Source organism: Bacillus benzoevorans (genome assembly GCF_014207535.1).
Lineage (GTDB): Bacteria > Bacillota > Bacilli > Bacillales > Cytobacillaceae > Bacillus_BD > Bacillus_BD benzoevorans.
In genome coordinates, this window is sequence record NZ_JACHGK010000002.1 from 466036 (window position 1) to 484937 (window position 18902).

The 18902-nt window shown below is 36.7% G+C and carries 23 protein-coding genes; 6 read left to right on the top strand and 17 right to left on the bottom strand.

The window, feature by feature from the left end:
* Positions 1-122 precede the first annotated feature (122 nt).
* Positions 123-707 (top strand): YitT family protein, encoded by a 585-nt coding sequence (locus HNR53_RS05535; RefSeq protein WP_184523644.1) that lies wholly within the window; start codon positions 123-125, stop codon positions 705-707.
* A 364-nt stretch (positions 708-1071) separates the two neighbouring features.
* On the opposite strand, the gene HNR53_RS05540 is transcribed toward HNR53_RS05535, so the two are convergent.
* The 3 genes from HNR53_RS05540 to HNR53_RS05550 are packed head-to-tail and all read right to left on the bottom strand — an operon-like array spanning position 1072 to position 2588.
* Positions 1072-1935 (bottom strand): HD domain-containing protein, encoded by an 864-nt coding sequence (locus tag HNR53_RS05540; protein WP_184523646.1) that lies wholly within the window; start codon positions 1933-1935, stop codon positions 1072-1074.
* Positions 1936-1981: 46 nt separating this feature from the next.
* Positions 1982-2356 (bottom strand): hypothetical protein, encoded by a 375-nt coding sequence (locus HNR53_RS05545; RefSeq protein WP_184523648.1) that lies wholly within the window; start codon positions 2354-2356, stop codon positions 1982-1984.
* A 49-nt stretch (positions 2357-2405) separates the two neighbouring features.
* Positions 2406-2588 (bottom strand): hypothetical protein, encoded by a 183-nt coding sequence (locus HNR53_RS05550; protein ID WP_184523650.1) that lies wholly within the window; start codon positions 2586-2588, stop codon positions 2406-2408.
* Between the two features lie 265 nt (positions 2589-2853).
* Here HNR53_RS05550 and HNR53_RS05555 point away from each other — a divergent pair, with 265 nt between their 5' ends.
* Entirely contained in the window at positions 2854-3777 is a 924-nt protein-coding gene (locus tag HNR53_RS05555; RefSeq protein WP_184523652.1) for an AEC family transporter, read from the top strand.
* Between the two features lie 429 nt (positions 3778-4206).
* On the opposite strand, the gene HNR53_RS05560 is transcribed toward HNR53_RS05555, so the two are convergent.
* The 3 genes from HNR53_RS05560 to HNR53_RS05570 all read right to left on the bottom strand — a co-directional run bounded on the left by HNR53_RS05560 (position 4207) and on the right by HNR53_RS05570 (position 6100).
* Positions 4207-4545, bottom strand: a complete 339-nt coding sequence (locus tag HNR53_RS05560) for a plasmid pRiA4b ORF-3 family protein (RefSeq protein WP_343065282.1) — start codon at positions 4543-4545, stop codon at positions 4207-4209.
* Between the two features lie 262 nt (positions 4546-4807).
* Positions 4808-5017: a hypothetical protein gene (locus HNR53_RS05565; RefSeq protein WP_184523654.1), complete on the bottom strand. Its 210-nt coding sequence runs from the start codon at positions 5015-5017 to the stop codon at positions 4808-4810.
* Between the two features lie 471 nt (positions 5018-5488).
* Positions 5489-6100 (bottom strand): ABC transporter permease, encoded by a 612-nt coding sequence (locus tag HNR53_RS05570; RefSeq protein ID WP_281391677.1) that lies wholly within the window; start codon positions 6098-6100, stop codon positions 5489-5491.
* A 154-nt stretch (positions 6101-6254) separates the two neighbouring features.
* Here HNR53_RS05570 and HNR53_RS05575 point away from each other — a divergent pair, with 154 nt between their 5' ends.
* Together HNR53_RS05575 and HNR53_RS05580 are read left to right on the top strand one after the other, a co-directional pair.
* Positions 6255-6482: a DUF1835 domain-containing protein gene (locus HNR53_RS05575; protein ID WP_343065278.1), complete on the top strand. Its 228-nt coding sequence runs from the start codon at positions 6255-6257 to the stop codon at positions 6480-6482.
* A gap of 69 nt (positions 6483-6551) precedes the next feature.
* The gene (locus tag HNR53_RS05580; RefSeq protein ID WP_184523658.1) at positions 6552-6935 is read left to right on the top strand and encodes a hypothetical protein; all 384 of its coding nucleotides are present in this window, start codon (positions 6552-6554) and stop codon (positions 6933-6935) included.
* A gap of 233 nt (positions 6936-7168) precedes the next feature.
* Here the strand turns inward: HNR53_RS05580 and HNR53_RS05585 are convergent, their stop codons facing one another.
* The 5 genes from HNR53_RS05585 to HNR53_RS05605 form a co-directional block, all read right to left on the bottom strand.
* Complete coding sequence (locus HNR53_RS05585; RefSeq protein WP_184523660.1) at positions 7169-7558, bottom strand: cupredoxin domain-containing protein; 390 nt, start codon at positions 7556-7558, stop codon at positions 7169-7171.
* 198 nt (positions 7559-7756) lie between these two features.
* Positions 7757-8410 carry an ABC-2 transporter permease gene (locus HNR53_RS05590; protein WP_184523662.1) on the bottom strand — a complete coding sequence of 218 codons (654 nt, stop codon included), beginning with the start codon at positions 8408-8410 and terminating at the stop codon, positions 7757-7759.
* The gene (locus tag HNR53_RS05595) at positions 8394-9269 is read right to left on the bottom strand and encodes an ABC transporter ATP-binding protein (protein ID WP_184523664.1); all 876 of its coding nucleotides are present in this window, start codon (positions 9267-9269) and stop codon (positions 8394-8396) included. Before HNR53_RS05595 ends, HNR53_RS05590 begins: the two co-directional genes overlap by 17 nt.
* A 5-nt stretch (positions 9270-9274) precedes the next feature.
* Positions 9275-9646 carry a GntR family transcriptional regulator gene (locus HNR53_RS05600; RefSeq protein ID WP_184523666.1) on the bottom strand — a complete coding sequence of 124 codons (372 nt, stop codon included), beginning with the start codon at positions 9644-9646 and terminating at the stop codon, positions 9275-9277.
* A 243-nt stretch (positions 9647-9889) separates the two neighbouring features.
* Entirely contained in the window at positions 9890-10204 is a 315-nt protein-coding gene (locus tag HNR53_RS05605) for a DUF4230 domain-containing protein (RefSeq protein ID WP_246439354.1), read from the bottom strand.
* Between the two features lie 146 nt (positions 10205-10350).
* Here HNR53_RS05605 and HNR53_RS05610 point away from each other — a divergent pair, with 146 nt between their 5' ends.
* Positions 10351-11712: an Nramp family divalent metal transporter gene (locus HNR53_RS05610; RefSeq protein WP_184523670.1), complete on the top strand. Its 1362-nt coding sequence runs from the start codon at positions 10351-10353 to the stop codon at positions 11710-11712.
* A gap of 303 nt (positions 11713-12015) precedes the next feature.
* Here the strand turns inward: HNR53_RS05610 and HNR53_RS05615 are convergent, their stop codons facing one another.
* Both HNR53_RS05615 and HNR53_RS05620 read right to left on the bottom strand, forming a co-directional pair.
* Positions 12016-12204 carry a capping complex subunit for YIEGIA gene (locus HNR53_RS05615; protein WP_184523672.1) on the bottom strand — a complete coding sequence of 63 codons (189 nt, stop codon included), beginning with the start codon at positions 12202-12204 and terminating at the stop codon, positions 12016-12018.
* A 26-nt stretch (positions 12205-12230) separates the two neighbouring features.
* Complete coding sequence (locus HNR53_RS05620; protein WP_184523674.1) at positions 12231-13115, bottom strand: YIEGIA family protein; 885 nt, start codon at positions 13113-13115, stop codon at positions 12231-12233.
* A gap of 511 nt (positions 13116-13626) precedes the next feature.
* Here HNR53_RS05620 and HNR53_RS05625 point away from each other — a divergent pair.
* Entirely contained in the window at positions 13627-14487 is an 861-nt protein-coding gene (locus HNR53_RS05625) for a hypothetical protein (protein ID WP_246439340.1), read from the top strand.
* Positions 14488-15771: 1284 nt separating this feature from the next.
* On the opposite strand, the gene HNR53_RS23150 is transcribed toward HNR53_RS05625, so the two are convergent.
* From HNR53_RS23150 to HNR53_RS05640, 4 genes are all read right to left on the bottom strand, one after another.
* Positions 15772-16173 carry a hypothetical protein gene (locus tag HNR53_RS23150; RefSeq protein ID WP_246439341.1) on the bottom strand — a complete coding sequence of 134 codons (402 nt, stop codon included), beginning with the start codon at positions 16171-16173 and terminating at the stop codon, positions 15772-15774.
* Between the two features lie 21 nt (positions 16174-16194).
* The gene (locus HNR53_RS23155) at positions 16195-16971 is read right to left on the bottom strand and encodes a DUF2812 domain-containing protein (protein ID WP_246439342.1); all 777 of its coding nucleotides are present in this window, start codon (positions 16969-16971) and stop codon (positions 16195-16197) included.
* Entirely contained in the window at positions 16964-17263 is a 300-nt protein-coding gene (locus HNR53_RS05635; protein ID WP_246439343.1) for a PadR family transcriptional regulator, read from the bottom strand. The genes HNR53_RS23155 and HNR53_RS05635 overlap by 8 nt, the downstream gene beginning before the upstream one ends.
* 417 nt (positions 17264-17680) lie before the next feature.
* Positions 17681-18658, bottom strand: coding sequence for an NADPH:quinone reductase (locus HNR53_RS05640; protein ID WP_184523678.1), 978 nt, complete (start codon positions 18656-18658; stop codon positions 17681-17683).
* Positions 18659-18902 lie beyond the last annotated feature (244 nt).

Genomic DNA, 18902 nt, shown 5'->3' on the forward strand with positions numbered 1-18902 from the left:
CTTTTTTTCATCTATCAAACATTATCGTCCTCTTTTCTATTGTAAAAGCCCCCACTAAAACGAATGTTGAACTGTTTTTTTCATACACTTTACTAAGGCAGTGACAGGAGAGGTGTGAATGAATGAAAAAAAAACTTGTAGTGATAGGGATTTCTAGCTTTTTTATCGGAATAGGGATTAATACATTTATCGTTCCACTTCATCTAATAAATGGAGGGATTTTTGGTATTAGTTTGTTACTAAAGTACTTATTTGGCTTTAAATTAGGCCATATGATTATTTTGTTGAATACTCCAATATATCTGATCGCACTAATGTATGATAAATCCTATTTTATCAACGGCTTACTTGGGACGTTCACAACATCTATAGTCATTGATCTTCTATTGCCCCTAAACGGTATTGTACACCTTCCTATTATACCTAGTGCTATATTAGGTGGAATATTAATTGGACTAGGTGTTGGACTACTACTGAGGAATAATATAAGTCCCGGTGGTATAGATTTATTAGCTTTATTACTTTCAAAATGGTATTCAATTAACCCAGGATTTGTGATTTTATTTATTGATGCAATTATAATAGTTTCAGGGGTTGCCATCCTTCATAATATAAGATTAGCTTATTCAATTTTAATCATCATCAGTGCAGGATTACTTATAAGTATTATTACTTCATACAAATCAATATATGTATATTTGAATTAAACTCATTAGAAGTTGTTTTTCATCCGAGATATATGTAATTAGTCCGAGTCAGGTATTCATTTTTCCCGAGAAGATGGTTCGATCTAAACGAAATATTCAATCTGGTAATTTACATGTCATTCATTGGTAAATACATTGTCAATCGGTAGTAAAAATTATGTCACTACCAGTACATTTCGATGGCAGTAATCAGATAGAAATGTATTTCAACTTTTTCTTAGCAATGAACCATCCAAACAAGAAAAATGAAACTGCCCTAATAAAAACTAGTGAAGTTGGACAATTATTTTTAGATATTTTTGCCTAACTACAAAAATGCACTATCCATTCTTGGATGGCACCTAGCACTTATTCCATGGCTGCACTACAGTTTAGACACATTTCGCTTAAAATGCGTATAAAACTCTTGATCACTCCATTTCATTAATGCCTGTAACGCAACACAAAAAGAAGCAATCAGAAAAGGTCCTTCGGAATTCGATTGAAATTCGACTCCTCTCTGTAAAAGGTTAGCTAATTTCTTTAAGACCTGGTCGTATTCTTCGCGGTAAATTCGATTGGCTTCTTCTGATAAGCCTTCTGCCAATATTAACAGGCCATACTCCTCTAGAATGGGTCTAACATGGTCATCAATTCCATAGACACAGCTAAACAGAATGGAGATTTCTTCTAGCGATAGGAAATCTAATGAACCAAATACCTCTTTTTCCGTTTTCTCTAAATCGCGAATGAGTTTGAAGTCCTTTTTTCTTATGCTTAATTCTTTTACGATGCTGGAATAATACCAATGCTGCTGCTTTTTCCCCCGATTAAAACGATTCCAGATTTCTTCTCCATATTGAAGATAATCATCCTGAATCGATTTCAAGTTATGCAGTTTGTCTGCCGTGATGACTTGAATTTCTTCGATAGATGCCTGTTTCAAATGTTCAATCGTATGCCGCTTGCGGATTTCCCAAGGCAGGTTCTTATCTTGCTCTGAAGCAGCCACAACTAGATTGGCTGCCTTTGCCCCAAATTGCGCTGATAATTCCTCGTATGTAGTCGGGGTATCTTCAAGTACGTCATGCAGAATACCCGCAGCAATCACCTCTTCGCTGCATTTTGCTTTTTGTAAAAGCATCCCTACGGCAAATGGATGGGTAATATACGGAATGTTCGTCGATTTTCTTGTTTGGCCCTTATGAGCAATTGCCGCAAATTGAATAGCCTGGTCAATGATATTCATGGCAATGCCTCCTCGTATTTTTATCTATGTTCGTGAACAAAGCCTTTCATGAAAGAAATAGATTTTCATCTGCTCTATAAATGATCGTAAAAGACAACTTAGGATTTAATCTTCGTGTGGATTTAATGCGTCCGCTTTCTGACTGCACCGTGCCCTCTTCAATGATATGTTCCAAAAATGGAATCCTTTTATTCCGTCTGCTAAAAATTTGCCGTATATTATCGCCGCTTAACATCTCCCCAAAAATCGAATAGACCTGTTCTTCTATTTCTTCATTTGAGAGATACTTTGAGGAAGTGAGAACGGGATATAGCACCATAAAGGCTGCTCTATGCAAAGGTGTCGGTAGGTCATTATACTTAATGAAAAATTCATTCTCATCCTTCCCCAACAAAACACCATTGATATACTTGTCCTCCATTATCCTTTTAAAGACAGACTCAGAAACGATTTTATCCTCTGCTGCTGTTTTAACGTGGTAAAACTAGTTTAATCCCTATATACCCCTCTAAAAGAGCAACTAAGAGACCCATAACAATCATACTTATTCCAATATTATCAGTCATAACAATTGGTTTAAGCATTGCAAATACAACTGATAACACAATTGGTACTGTTATGCCAACCCATACTCCCACAAAAATTATTGCCACTTTATTCACCTCTTTGTAATAGTCATTATCAAGCAAATAAAATGTAGTCCCTTATAAATTAACCTGCCCGTAGTACAACAACTTATTTTTTATAATCATCTATCTCCTGCTGAATTTTTTATAAAAGGACTGCCTTAGCAACTTACTGGTGTTTATGAAGCAACTAGAGCGGGGCTTTGATTGAGAGGCAAAGAAAGTAGTATTATGAAATAGAATCACCGGAAATGCTTGTTATTATGAAATCTATCTATACGGAGGTCTATTTTTGTTAGAACTACTTACGATTTTTAAAGATATTATTTTACCTATTTTTATCGTGATGTCCATTGGCTTTATCTTGCAAAAAAAGTTTGCGATGGACATCTCTACTTTGTCCAAATTAAATATTTACTTTGTCGTTCCCGCTTTTATATTTGTAAAATTATATAGTACACAGTTTTCCGCTAGCTTATTTGGGCATGTTCTATTGTTTTTCATATTATTACTCATCATTTTATATGTTTTTTCTACTCTTTTTGCTAAAATTTTAGGATTAAATCGAGGGGAGAAAACTACTTTTTCAAATAGTACCATTTTCTTTAATTCTGGCAATTATGGGGTGCCCGTTAATGAGTTGGTATTTAAAGGTGATCCTTTTGCAATGTCTATTCAAGTGATTGTACTAACGCTGCAAAATATACTCACCTTTTCCTATGGGATTTTTGCATTACAATCGGTGAATACGAGTAAGTGGAAAGCGATGATTGGTTATTTTAAGATGCCAGTCTTGTATGCAATGATGGCTGGATTACTATGTAATGCATTAAATATTCCAATTCCATCGGTTATTATGGTACCAGCTAATATGATTGCGAATGCGATGATAGGTCTTGCATTACTTACACTAGGTGCCCAAGTAGCACGTATTCAATTTAAAACAGCACTTTCTGCTGTTTACTCAAGCCTCACGGTTAGGCTAATCATTAGTCCAATCATAGCGCTGTTAATTATTGGGCTATTTCGAGTAGAGGGAGTTACTGCCCAGGCCTTACTAATTGCGTCCGCTATGCCGACTTCTGTAAATAGTGCTGTAATTGCAGAGGAGTACCAGAACTACCCTGAGTTTGCTGCCCAGGTGGTTTTATTTTCAACGATTATTAGTGCTTTTACTGTTTCTTTAGTTATTTATTTAGCAGGTATTTTATTCTAAGTGATATTGCCGTTATTCTGTTCATTAACAAAAAAACTTGACACATACTTTTTGCTTGAAATTATTTCAACTGAATATTTTTTCAAATTCATAGGGTTTTGAACCTTCGCGATTCTATACCCTATTTGTATTGCTAATTCTATCTTGCTAATGTTTATCATTGTCTAAATCAAAGCTCTTTCAAGACCTTTTTCAAGAATTTTATTAAGGTTCGTTCTTTGATCGAAGTTTTGCTTCTTTTTTTACCGGCTGTTTTGGAGGTTTGCCTAAAAATTCCCGCATTATTTCTGTTGCATTTGGGCCGGAGAGGATGTGTAAGAACCATTTTGGATCCCTCCAGACCAATAAATATAAATAAAGCAAGCGGAGAAGAACAACTATTGTCTTTCCACTTGCTTTTCTATTTGCATTAATCACTTTTTTCAGAAATCAACACTTAACTTTAGCTAATCTACTATTAATCTCGCGTCTATAAAAATACTCCGGATCAAATTTTCTTCCGCCTGTATCTTTTTCAGCCCATTCAAGCGTTTCTTCATATTCAATATTTTGAGGATTTCCTATAATGGACAGAAAATCTTCATATCCACCCGTTCCCCCGACATCCTCTGGAGGACGATTACGCTCTCCATCTAAGCAGATTGGAACATGAATTTCTTGGGTACATATTACTTTATCTTCCACAATAATTTCATGGTACCATGAATCACCAAAATCATATTCATATAACATGCTTCGATGTTCTTCAAAAACCGGGTCAATTTTTATGCTTTTTGGATTCTTTTCTACCTAATGCAAAGGAAAATCAAGATCAGGAACCTTTATTAGAAAATCGGGCAATTCAAATAAATAGTGATGATTTACACATTGGATCCCTCAGTCCAATGTGTTTTTCTTTCCCCCAAATTATTACAGAGAATGGTGTAGGTTGGAGAAGTGCTTTTAGATTATCATCACGTAAAGAACTTTATGAATAATAACAAACGACTACTCTAGTTTAGCAATGGTGCCCTTATCTGGAATAAGTATTTTACTTGTCATTATCCAAATCACTATCAAGAAATGATTTTTTACCCTCCGAAAACTCATCCTTCTTTTCGATGAATTTACCAACCACAGACTTATTAATCCCATCCTTGACTGCTGCTGAAATTACTTTATAAAGAATAAATAGGCCAACAATCCCAAGAATAATATTAATGACCAAAACTAAACCTGGTACACCTATATTTGATAGCATATTATCGCCCCCCCCTTCTAAGTCTAATCTTAATATGTAATTACTACCTTTATGATAACCCTAAATAACCACTAACGAATGGAATTGTTCGAAAGTTGCGTACCTTGTGCGCGAATTTATTTACTGAAATAAACCGAATGCCCAAACTATTAGATACATTGGAATTACAACAATTATAATCCCTACAAGAAAATAGCTCATCGACCTTACAATGAATTTAAAAATATCATATACAGCACCAGCTAAGTCATCTATAAATCTCAACATTAAAAGCCCCTCCCACAGCACTTACTATTGCAACTACTGCATAACCAATTGGGTCATCCACTTTATTCCTTCCTTTCTATCGAATTGCACTTATTAAGTTTACCATATAAATCCAATTGCTCATGAAAAAACAAGGATGCCACAAAAGACATTCTTGTTTCCTTTTATAGTCTTATAGTTTCTTCGCGCTAACTTGATCCGAAGTTATTTTGTACGTCTGTTTTTCCATAAACTTATCATAAATACAATCACGGCAACTGCGGCAAGGGCAACAAAAGATAAAATAAAATGAGTTGGATCATAACTTTCGCCTTTCCAGATCTTGAGATAATCGTTGCCCATATACGTCATTGGAAGCAGCTTTGCAATATCTTGAATAATCGGAGGAAATTGTGAAACCGGAACCCCCATCATTCCGCAGAGAACCAAAAATCCGAAGTACAAAATCATTGTAATGGCATATGTCGGGCCAAATTTCCCCAATAAGTTTGCTATGGAATGTGACAACACAAGTAATATACCCCCAAGCAAAATCACAACAGCAACTACAAGCAAAACCGCTCCGGCTGTCGGGGCATGCATTGTTATAAGTGGTACATCCACAGCAAAATAAATACCAGTTGCTACAATCAAGAATATGAGGTTAGCCAATAATTTTGCCGCTAAAACAGCTCGTTTGTTAATACCGAAAAGATCAAGCCGCAACGGGATATTATTCTCAAGTTCCTGTGAGTAAGTCGCCGCATATCCGATAAACATGGTTGCCATCGGAATAATCATTATCATCGACAGAAAGATCGACGTACTAACACCCATTAAACATGGCGAAAATAAATTTATGTTTGAAAAATGTTCGTGATGTAAAATATTTGGAGGTGTTTTATTTTTACCTTTAACAAAAAAACAAGCGCCAATCCTTTTTCCTGGAAAGCGCCTGAAGTCTCTTTTTCATCTATCTCAGTTGAGGCAGGTGATAAAGCCTGGCCTACATATCGTTTCCTCAGAATCTGCAGTAGGTTCTTTAAGAGTGGGGCTTGAAAGACTCAAAGTTGTGACTGGACTTCCAGAGTCCTCTTCAATTGGACCATTGTGGAAATTAGATGAGGAAGCAGGACAAAGAGTTCAGAATGAATGGTTATATGAATATATCAATTATGAACAGATGATTAATACTTCAGGTGTCATTATCAAGAAATAACGGGGCAAAGTAATGAAAGTAGATTAGTGTTATAATGAAAGACAAAGATCATAAAGGGGAATGATGATATTGCAAAAACTAGTATATTACGCAGCAGATTCTACCGAATTTGAAAGGTATTTTTTTGAAGATAAGTTATTGGATTTTCCCAAGTATTTGGCTTTTTTACAAACGTATTTGGAAAGCCAGGGAGAACCAAGCACATTTATACAATCCTTTGTCCATACAGAATCTAAAGATGGAGAAAAGGAAGATGTATTAACAGTAGAAACTGTATTTTTTGACCAAAATAAGTTCTTACGTCTTTGGGGTGTAAAGGATTTAGAAAGTGGTACTGCTTTAAAAGTGACATTAGAATTACTTCATCCTGATACGAAAGAAACAGAAGTAGAATATACGGTCATTGAAAATGATGAACAATTGTTTACGCCGCCATTCCCGAACAATAAATAAATCTTTGGGGCCTGTCTGAAGGAAGAAACACGGGGATTGTTCTTGCGTTCCCCTAATTTTTCCCAAAGGCATTATAAAAGTTCCTTTACTGTTTGATACTTATTCAGTATTAGCAAATCTGGAGAACAAGACATTAAAAGAAAACGAGCGCGATTCTACTTTTAAATCGCGCTCGTTTATTTAATTAAAGTTGCCATTCCCAATAACAAGCAAGGCCTAATTAATCCTGCTTGTTATTTAACTATTACTTTTCCAACCATTCCTTCCTGGAAATGGTACCGACATATCAATTCATATGTACCCGACTTATTCGGTTTCACGGTAATGTTTTTTTCTTGACCCCGCTGGACTACGGCGTCAATTTCGAGACTTTCTACTGTGAAGGTGTGTTCTTTCCTGCCATTATTTCTCAATATTAACGTTGTCGTCTTTCCTTTGGGAATTGTGATGTCTCTCGGATTAAAGTAATCATCGTTCAATTCGATCCTAATCGTGTTAACCGTCTCCATCGGTTGTGTTACATCAACGGATTCTGCAAATACACCAAGTGAGCCTGGTGTTATTACTGCCACAATCATCGCAAGCATAACGACTATTCCTGTTAACCACTTTTTCACAGACAATTGCCATCCCTCCTTTCCTAAGCACTAGTTTTTCCAATTTATTTTGTATTATCACTTTAATTTGAGTTACAAACTTTTTATCCAAACAGTGCCAAGAAACGCTGGTGCTCTCCCGACCCCTTCCAATGGATACTAATACCAAGATTGGGTGTTACAGCCAACGGGCAAGCATCTACGCCGTGGACCTGTGTTCCGCAGCTAAAATTCTCTTTTTGTATAAAAACGCAAGGAAATCAAATATGAAACAGTCCATATGATAGCTAAACCGAAAAGAAATATCACGGTAAACATAGCCCCCGCTCCTTCCAGAAACTGGGCCAGTTTTTGGCCGAGCACAGATTGTTCATTATAAAACAAATTGACAGCAGCGGCCGTGCCGCCAAGTATCAACACAAAAAAGAGAAAAAAATTAGGCATTTTTGACTTCAGATATCCAAAGCGAAAAATCAACGGATAAGTGATAGAAAAGAAGATAATACCACTCGCAATAGCACTAACCACCCCCGCCTTTGTAAGCGGAATCTCATAAGGTATGGCAAACAGATTGACTGCTAAATAAAGACACGAAAACCCAAGCACGGCATATAGAAGATAAACAAAAATGGAGAGGTATTTTGATAACACAATCGTTTTCTTTTTGATGGGAAGGCTAATAAGAATGATATCGCTGTTATTTTTATCTTCCAATGCACTGGCACCAAGACCGAGCTGATACGCAATGGTTATAATCCCAATGGTTATTCCCGTTGGACCTAAGTTTGATAAGGTAAAGGAGAAAAACAACATTAATAGAAGCGCAAAGGCAAAGGATTTTTTTTGTAACAAAATGTCTTTTTTAATAAGATGAAACACGATCCCCACTCCCTTTTGTGAAAAATAACATGATATCTTCAATAGTTGGCTTTTCTATCAATATAGCCCCACCAAAGTGGTTTTTAACGTCCATTCTTCTGGCCAGTGCCTCAAATCCGTACTGATTCAACTGTAAACCGATCCAGATATCTCGATTCTCTGTATCTAGTATTTCTTTATCCCCTTTCACCACGCAATATTCCTCTATCAATTCGTCTTTTGCTTGACTTAAAAGAATCTCGCCGTCGTGAATCAACGTAATATAATCCGCTACTTTATCTAAATCAGATGTGATATGGGTGGAAAAAAATACGGATTTATTTTCATCTTCTAACAGGGATTGCAGAATATCCAGCAGCTCTGAGCGTACAAGCGGATCCAATCCGGAAGTCGGTTCATCCATAATCAGCAATTCTGCATGATGGGAAAGAGCAATTGCCAATGAAAACTTCATCCTCATTCCCTTCGATAAATGCTTAATCTGTTTCTTTAATGGCAGCTGAAAGTCTTTTACATATTTTTGAAAAACATCTTCATCCCAGTGATGATAAAAAGGACGAATTATATTTTTCATCTCTTGTACAGTAAGCTCTTCATAATAGTAGTTTTCATCATAAACAAATCCAATTTTCTCTTTTATTTCGATTTCATGTTTTTCATAATCTAAATCAAAGACTTTTATGGAACCGCTGTCTTTTTTGATTAAATTCATTATGAGTTTAATCGTGGTGCTTTTTCCAGCGCCATTTGGTCCAATAAACCCCATGATATAGCCGCGTTCCAAGGAAATGTTGACATTTTTCAAAGAAAAATCCTTATAGTTTTTATATAGATCGCTTATTTCAAGAATGTTGTTCATCCTTCTCACTCCTCATAAATCAGTTCCAGCATTTCTTTTAGTTCCGCTAACGAAAGACCAATTAGCTTACCTGTTTCAATGGCTTGTGTCATCCGTTCTTCCACTAACTTAATTTTCGATTCCCGCAGCATCTCCTTGTTAATGGATGCGACGAATGATCCTTTTCCAGCCATCGTCACGATAAATCCGTCTTTTTCCAGTTCGTCATACGCCCTTTTTGTCGTAATCACACTGATCTTTAGCTCTTTCGCTAAATTTCGAATCGATGGCAGTGGTTCCGAATCGGCTAGTTCCCCCCTTACGATATGGTCTTTTATCTGGTTTACAATCTGAAGATAAATGGGTTCATCCGATGAATTAGAGATTAGTATCTTCACAATAATTTACCTCTCATCCGTTATATCTGTATATGTACAATATATACAGACATAACAGGTAAGTCAATAGGCTAGGTGATATTCCTTTTTTTGAAATCCTTGAAAATAAAACAAAGAAGTGGACAGCTAATATGCTCGCCGATACAGCTGTAGTCATTGCACCACTCATTCCTTCGTCGATTGCTGGAATCGTTCCACTCGCTGCGATTATTTGAAAGTAACCGTTACGGTATAATTTAGATTTTAAAAAAATTCTTTTAGGGCAAGGCGGGCATTATTTTCAGCAATTTTTAAAAGGCCAGACTGAATGGCTTCCTTTTCTATCTTTTGTTTAGCAATATCTTCTAGTTGGAACCCTTCATGCCAATTGATATCACTACTAAATATGCCTTCACTTGAAATAGCTTGAATATCCTTTGAGTCAATAGATGGTGCTTGGACAATGGTAGCATGCGGTAAAGTGATATGGATTGCCTTCATTTTGGTATCCAAAGTGATGTCCTTTTTAGTCAAACTTTTCAAGTCAACACCTGCAATCACTTCTCCAGGAACGACCATAAAAAAGTTGGGTAAATGCAAAAATATTTACATAGACAATAAACCTAGTTAAAATAATTTCATAAATTAAATAGAACTTGTTTTAAGCAAAAAGTTGGACTTGGGAAAAATATTTTACTTAGCGCATACTTTAGGAGGATTGATTGATGGGTACTAAGATAGAAGAACATGCGGGAAAAGAGCGTGGCTGGTTAAAGCAAAGCTCGAACGTGAGCTTAGAAGATATAAATAATACTGTAAGTGTTCCAAGTAAAGGCGGGTTTTGGCGTAAGCTGCTTGCCTTTATGGGACCGGGTTCATTAGTAGCTGTTGGTTATGTAGACCCGGGAAACTGGGCAACTTCCATCGCAGGTGGAGCACGTTTTGGTTACACCCTATTGATTGTCATTTTACTTTCTAATTTAATTGCAATGCTTCTACAGGCATTGTCATCAAAACTCGGGATCGTGACAGGAAGGGATCTAGCTCAAGCAACAAAGGATGCAACCGGAAAGAACACCGCCTTTTTTCTTTGGATTTTAGCGGAATTGGCAATTATTGCGACAGATTTAGCTGAAGTGATCGGTTCGGCTATAGCACTAAATTTATTATTTGGCATTCCAATATTACTGGGTATCGCCATAACCACATTAGACGTGTTACTTTTACTTTATTTGCAAAAGAAAAGCTTTCGTATTATTGAATCTATTGTCATCGTTTTAATGGTTACAATATTTGTCGTATTTGCATTTGAAGTTATGATTGCAAAACCTGAAATTGCCGCCCTATTCGGTGGATTTATTCCTCAACCTGAAATTGTCACAAATCCACAAATGCTCTTTATTTCTTTAGGTATTTTAGGAGCAACGGTGATGCCGCACAATTTATATTTGCATTCTTCTATCGTGCAAACAAGGCAATATACGAGGGCAACAGAAGGAAAAAGAGAAGCCATTAAGTTTTCCATTATTGATTCCACCTTTTCGTTAACTATCGCTTTTCTCATTAATTCCGCTATTTTGATTTTAGGAGCTGCAGCCTTTTATGGCACAAATTTAGATGTATCCGAAATTGAAGCTGCTTATGAACTACTTAGTCCAACCCTTGGGGTAGGTTTAGCAAGTACTCTATTCGCAGTCGCCTTACTTGCATCCGGTCAAAATGCTACCATTACTGGAACGATTAGCGGTCAAATCGTCATGGAAGGATTTATTAACTTGAGAATTTCACCATGGCTTCGTCGTTTAATTACGCGGTTATTAGCAGTCATTCCTGCTTTTATCGTGACCTGGCTGGCAGGCTCCAAAGGAACAGGTGAATTACTATTGTGGAGTCAAGTGGTCCTAAGCTTAGCACTTCCATTTGCCGTGATTCCTTTAGTAATTTTTACAAGTGATAAAAAGAAAATGGGTGAATTTGCGAACAAATTACCTGTGAAAATATTAGCATGGGTATGTACAGGGGTAATCGTTGCATTGAATATATTCTTAATAGGATATATTGTTGTGACAGGTCAAGATTTAGGGTAAACAGGTAGAAGGGAATGGCATTCAAGAGTTCTATTGATATGGATAACCAAAAAGCTGTTCAGAAAATAAAGCTACCTTTTAATAAAATACTTTTAATCTCTTTTTTAAATTTCTCCATCAATAGGAACAGCGGATGAATAATTGATTACAAAAAGGACCAAACATGGACGACGATTAAATTAGCAATCATCCATATTTGGCTTTTTTTGTTTATGACTGAGTAGGCAGCTTTACCACAAATGTCGTTTCTGCATCTTCTATACCTTCGATGTTTTAACTCCCATTATTTTGAAATATTGAATGTTAGTGTGCTACGATAATCATTGTATCTGCATCTACTTCATGCGCAGATGCATCAAGGGTCTTTTCTAAAGTGGAGCTGGTTGTTTGCAGCGATTCTCTGTTCTCCGTAATAAAAACTGGTGCGCCACCAGGCATGATATTCTCCTTGTTTGTTGTAATAATCGCAATAATTTTCGTTGGCTGCTCCATGTCTTTACTCCTTCTTCCTTTTACTTTTAACGATTTCCTTTTCCCTTATCAGATTGACGTGGTAAACGAATGGCACTATCAAGGACAGGGACATGTTTTAAAACTTCTTTAATCTGTTTAAAATCTTTTTCTCTTGGCAGGAAAAATAATGCGATTCTTCCATCTTCCATATCCCTTTTGGAAAGTGGAATCAAATCAGGCTCTCCTGAATCAAGATAAGAACCTAATACATTTGCAATATGATGTAACATTGCCTGTCGCTGCCCAATATGGGACAAGGTAACAATACTATTTTCATTTTTTGGGGTAATAATTGCTCCTGCAGCTCGTTCCTTTATCAACTTTCGACTAGACTCTAATCCGACATTTTTAATATGAATATCACTTACATAAAGGTTAGGGCCTTCAAATCGAATCTCTCCCTCTGAAATCTCAGCCATTTCCACAAGCAATTTCCCCTTGATTCTAGATTTAACAAGAAAAACAAATACAAGACCGATTACTACACCAAGCCATAATTTATACACAGCGAACATAGTTGCAATGAGGGCGGAAAACATGACGATATAATTTCTACCCTCAAATGCCTGTGCCATTCCCTCAATAAAAGCCTCTCCTCGCTTTACCAATTCCTTATTGTCGATTTTTTCAAGAGTCTCCCTTTCCATTTTACGGACTTCCCGGAACTGAGTTGCTGCTAGACCAAGAAATGTGACGGCGGCCCAATTTGAATCCATTACTGAAGGTACCGCAACAGCCCCAATAAAAGCCGCAATAAACCCAAATGAGAGATGTATAATTCTTCCTGTCGGGTACGTAGGATATTGGCGGAAATCAGTACGTAACAATATAACCCGTGCTGCAAATCCCAACAAGGTGCCAACTATAACTGGTAGTATATATTCACCCATTTCTTTCCTTCCTTTGACTTTAGTCTATCCCACTGTATATTTATTGATATTTTCAGACCGTATGCACCTATTAAAGCCATAACGAGGATATAAAAGTTGAATAGTAAAGGTACTTAAATATTAATGGCTTGAATCATACAATAGTTTCAGCAAAAACTAAGATAATATTCCGGCCTTTAAAAACGTAGGGGCGGTTCCCGCGTTTTCCCAATTTATTCCATGATCTGTTGGGCATGTCCTGTTTCGCTTTATGTTGAACGGGGCACCTCGTCCCCGTGTCCCTAAGGTAGGAATCATTCTATGAAATTTTGTACTTAAAAAGCTGGTTCTGCTCTCGAAATGCGATTTGAAGGTTGGGAAATAACATTTCATGACCGGGAAATGGACGGGAAATGATGGGAAATGAATTTTCAGACATTCGACTCAATTCTTCGCTCCCTTTATGGTAAAGATATCAGGGATTAATAGAGTACCCTTACAAACTTTATTCATAACAGGACGGTGCAGCAGGATGAATATTAAATCAGGTGCAATGGAACAGTACGAGCAATATTCTCAATTTCAGTCATTGGAAGAGTTTAATCATCATTTCGAATTGTGGATGGCGGAGCATAAGAAGGATTTCTCAAAGGGAGAATTAATCGGGTTAAAACGGCTGGTTCGTTTTGCAGCAAAAATCCCTGGGGTTTGTCATGCCAAGATTGGTACGGTTCTGAAGGCGATCTATGAAGAATACAATGACAACGGTATTTCCCGTTCTACTTTTAAACGGATGCTTGGAAAAGCAAAGAAACTCGGCATTCTGGCTATTTATGAAACGGAGCGAAAAAACGGTTCTCAGTCCAGCAACCTGTATCTATTTCATCGTTTTCCTCACAATGAACCACCCAAAGTGGAAAAGTTGGACTACCATAATGAAACTAGTAATCTTTCTGAAACTGAAAAAATTAAAGATCTAAATAAACGTAGAGATGAACCCATTCAGCTCGATCACAGCTATACAAATGACTACGTTCCAAAAAATTTTGTGGGGCTCATTAAATACTTTTTCAACGATGCCAAGACTATTGAAGAATATTGGAGAATGACTAGAATCGCTGCAAACAACTATAACTATGAAAATGAGACGGAATTCATTCTTATATCAGCCATCGATTCCTTTAAGCAGCTTGTTAGAAAGATAAAAACAAAGAGAATCCATAAGCCGATTGCCTATTATTACGGCATCATTTCCCAAAAGTTTCACGAACACTTTTATCAAGAAAGATATGAGATGCGCAGCGAGTTTGACTGTTACAGCGAAGAACGGCCATACAACAGCTACTACGAAAACCTAGCCGGGTTTCTCATCGAACAAGGGATTATAGCCTGAGGGACACAGGGACAGGTGCCGCCTTTGTGTTTACCTAAAACAACAAACAGGCACTATCCTGTTTGGATGGCGCCTGGCACTTTTCATATTTTTAAAAAGCTTCTAAATTTAAAGTTTCTAAATAAGGCACTTTCTTCTTCATCCATTAGCCACTGCCAATTCAGATTTCCTTTTTTGATGAAATAAATTAAAAAGGGGATATGTATACTCAATAAAACAAGTTCGAACATCCAGTCATTTTTAAACAAAAAATAACACATTAAATAGATTGAAAAAAACCTGATTAACCTATGTAACACAAATTGGACATCGTTCTCTACCCATCGTTCAATCTACTTCATTAAAATGTTATAAGCAACAATTCCCACTATAAAACTAAGGATGGGAAGATGAATAAAATCACCTATTACATTATCAATCTCCTCTGCTTTAACACGCCCCGTTCGTGAAAATGTAAGAATGACTTCTTATTATTTTGCTGATATTCTGTTTTCTGATGTACTAATTGTTATATTATATTAAATAAAACCGTACATTACTTCTTGGATAAATAATATCTTGCATTAGCAAAAAATACAGTCCCAAGGAGAAATAACATAACTATAAGCCAACATGCAATGGCTGAATATTTATCTTTAAAAATAAAAACACTTGTCCAATTAACAAATACCATTATTACCATAACAACATACAAACCTATTAAATACTTCATATATTTAGTGTGAACCTCCGTTCCTGTCGTTATTTATTTCTTACACCTTTCATTAATAAATCATTTATTTATGTGGAGTATTTTCCCTGTTCCTTTTCAGAACGATTCACTATCCTTTACTGCATTTCACCATAAATATCCAGCTTTTTTACTAAGGTACCGAAAGTTTCTTAAGGCTACTGCTTAATATTATTGGTCGATTGCTGAAATAGGTTTCTCTATGTTCAATCTTTAGACCCTTACATTCGGAAGTCCGTCAGTTCCTGAATATTAGAACTATTTTCACCATATCAAGTTTTTCAGCTGTGCGGCATATCCGTTGACATACCTTTTCCACAGGAATGGCTACAGCCTTCGTTCTGCCGAATCTACCTGTACTTCACACCCTATAATCTGTCAATCATAACGCATGCAGGACTATTGACGGGATAGTTTCAGAAAACATGGTTTCTTCATTCCTATCCTCCGTTATAAAGTGAAAAATTTGCCGTGCAAACTTTCCTGTATTTCACATAATAAACGCTTATAACAGAACTTGTCGCGCACGCCCGTTTGCAGAATAAGACAACCTATTAATCTGAAATTAAATAAATCTTTTCTGCCGTGTTTTCTATTACTGAATTTATATCTGCATTGCCATAATACCTGACATGCATGACCGCTTTTCCTTTAAAAGCAAATACTTCTTTCATTTCCTTTTCCTCATGTACAATCAAAAGATCCAAGCCTGGATGTTTTGTTTCAACAAAATCTTTTCTACTATCTTCATATCTATATCTTTCTATTAAATCGGAAATCAGATTATCCGCCAGACCCGGTATATTCAGCTGATAAACCTGTGTATGAATACTCGGTGAATATTCACCACTTCCGTCCTCCCACGTTTTTCCGGGAACCACACCCTCTTCATCTGTTTCATATTGCACGGGTGCCAATGGACCCCAATCATATGAATACCGGTTGCCCCAATCCACATTATCACTTATATAGGAAGGTTACCCTCGAACCAATGCTGGATTCTCTTCTACATCTGCTAACCTAACAATCGGTAAATCAAGACTTGCTTCGGGCAATGTTTTCGTATCCATTTTTATAAGCTGTACGAACGGTATGATAGCACTCAATCCAACTACCGTTGTAAAAAGAAAAGCGATGGTAGAATGTAATCGGTAGTGCTTTTTCCAAGGTGCATGATGATCAATCGTTTTGCCTTCAATAAGGTTTCTTCGCAAAGCACGAATGGAAATTGATGCTTGGAGCGATTGATAGGCCGAGTATCCAAGGAAGATGGCTAAAATAGTTTGTTGAATAGCTGTGCCTTCCACGATCACTAAGGTAGGAGTCCCATCAAGAAACCAGATAGCAGATAACATACCAATAATTAAAATCATTGCAACAACTGCCATAACAGCATTTAAAGCTAATTTCTTGTCCAGTTCCTTTAATGTATAAGACTGTTCGGCGGGATCTGTATGAAGCTCTGGTGCATCGAGTTCTTTAGGTGATGAAAAGACATGAAAAAAACTATAGCTTGTTACATAATCCCAACCACTTTCTTCATACATCTGTATTTGTTCTGGTGTAAGCTTTTTCATTATGGATACATCTATTCTGTACCTCATTTTCTTCGGTTCACCTTTAACAAACTTGGCAAAATGTATCCCCATCTTTTTTAGATGCAACCCTTTATCAGCCATGTCTGAAAACCAGCTTTCATGCTCACCAATCCGCCAATAATCACTGGGCCGAAGTTTATGGACCGTTTTATTCATCCTCATCACCTTCCTCTAAAATGCTACTATCTTTTATCAAGGCTTTCAATCGACCATACTCTGTATGCAAAGCGTGTTTCCCTTCTGGTGTCAGTAGATAGGTCTTCCTTCTACCATCATTTTCTGCTAGCGAAATAAGACCGTCTTTTTGCATGCGTGAGAGTACTCCATATAGTGTCCCTGGCCCCATTTTCAATCTGCCATTTGATACTTCAGTAATTGCATGCATAAGCTGATACCCATGGTTGGGACGCATTAACGCTAGTAGTACATAATACATTGCTTCGGTCATAGGTCCCCCATTATATGCCATTGTTTACTTACCTTCCTTCGTTCCCAGAGATATTATGTATAGCGATATATCGTATAACATAACAATATATCATGAAATATCTATTGTAAATAAAAACAGATATAATTTTTATCATTTTCCTTTTTGTAGCAAAAGAAGACCACATAAAAATGATCTTCTTGTTCAGCTTTTCTGTCATTTAGTTAAAGTATACTTTTTTACAATTGCACTTAATTGACATAAATAACTAGTTTTCTTTAATTGACACGTGAATCTACTTCCCTGCTCTCTATTTCAACTTTTTACTTCAGAGCTTCAAAAGTGTAATTTAGTTATTGTGCTATAAGACCCGTTACTTTAGATGCAACTTTCACAATCCTTAAAAATTATTGTCTTATACTAAAAGATATAGAATAATTAGTCAATACTTAAAATAATTTTACCATTTCCAATACCTTTTGCGAGCTGTTCAAAGGCCTGCGATGCTTTCTGCAATGGCAAGGTTGTACCAATCATCGGACGAAGTGCACCACTTGTCAGCATATCAATTACATCGTTAATACTTTGTTCAAGTTCATCTTGCCTTGCGTTCCATAGGACCATTCCCAAAATATCACATTCCTTTTGCATGGCGAGTCGTGGATTTATTTCTATTGAACCGCGATTTCCAATAACTACAATTTTACCAAATGGTGAAATCAGCTTTAAATCTGTTTCTAAATTAACATTTGCTAAAAACTCAATAATGACATCAGGTCCATTGCCATCCGTTAAGGCTTGCACATCTTTAATCGTAGCTTCTGTCACATGATCAATGACAACATCTGCGCCAGCTTGCTCAACCATTTTTTTACCCTCTGGCTTACTTGCTGTTCCAATCACTTTAGCACCGTGGGCTTTTGCCATTTGTACAGCCTGTAATCCAACCCCGCCGCTGGCTCCATGAATAAGCACGGTTTGACCAGGCTTTAAGCATGCACGTTGAAATAATGCACGATAGGCAGTCAATGCTGGTACACCTAATGCCGCACCTTGTTCAAAAGATACATGGTCTGGTAATGGATAAACGTTCACTTTATCACAGACTACTTTTTGAGCAAATGTACCCGTACAATAAGTTCCTGCCAGGGTCGCAATAAATACTCGATCACCAACACGTACATTTGAGACTTCTTCTCCAATCGCTTCCACTATCCCCGCACCGTCTACCCCTGGGGTATAAGGCAGCTGGGGGATAGTCGCATATGTACCTGTTAATGTATAGGCATCAGCCGGATTAACACCCGCTGCATATAAACGGACACATACTTCTCCCTTGCCTGCTACAACATTCTCAACATCTGTATACACCAATTTTTCAGGTCCACCAAACTCTGTAACTTGAATTGCTTTCATTTTATCTCCCCTAAAAAATGTATTATAAGTAGAAGTATACCATTGTAGGATTTAATATAAATTAATCTGCTTATCAGCTTAATTGCATTCCTTCACAATTTTCTAGGTGTTATTAAAGAAAATGCCTGTAGGGCTTATACTAATGAAATGTAAGCCCGAAATATAAAAAGCGCACCTTTCCGGTACGCATCACAAATAGCCGTATATCCTGATTTTTTTAATCAAATATACGGCTTATTTATTT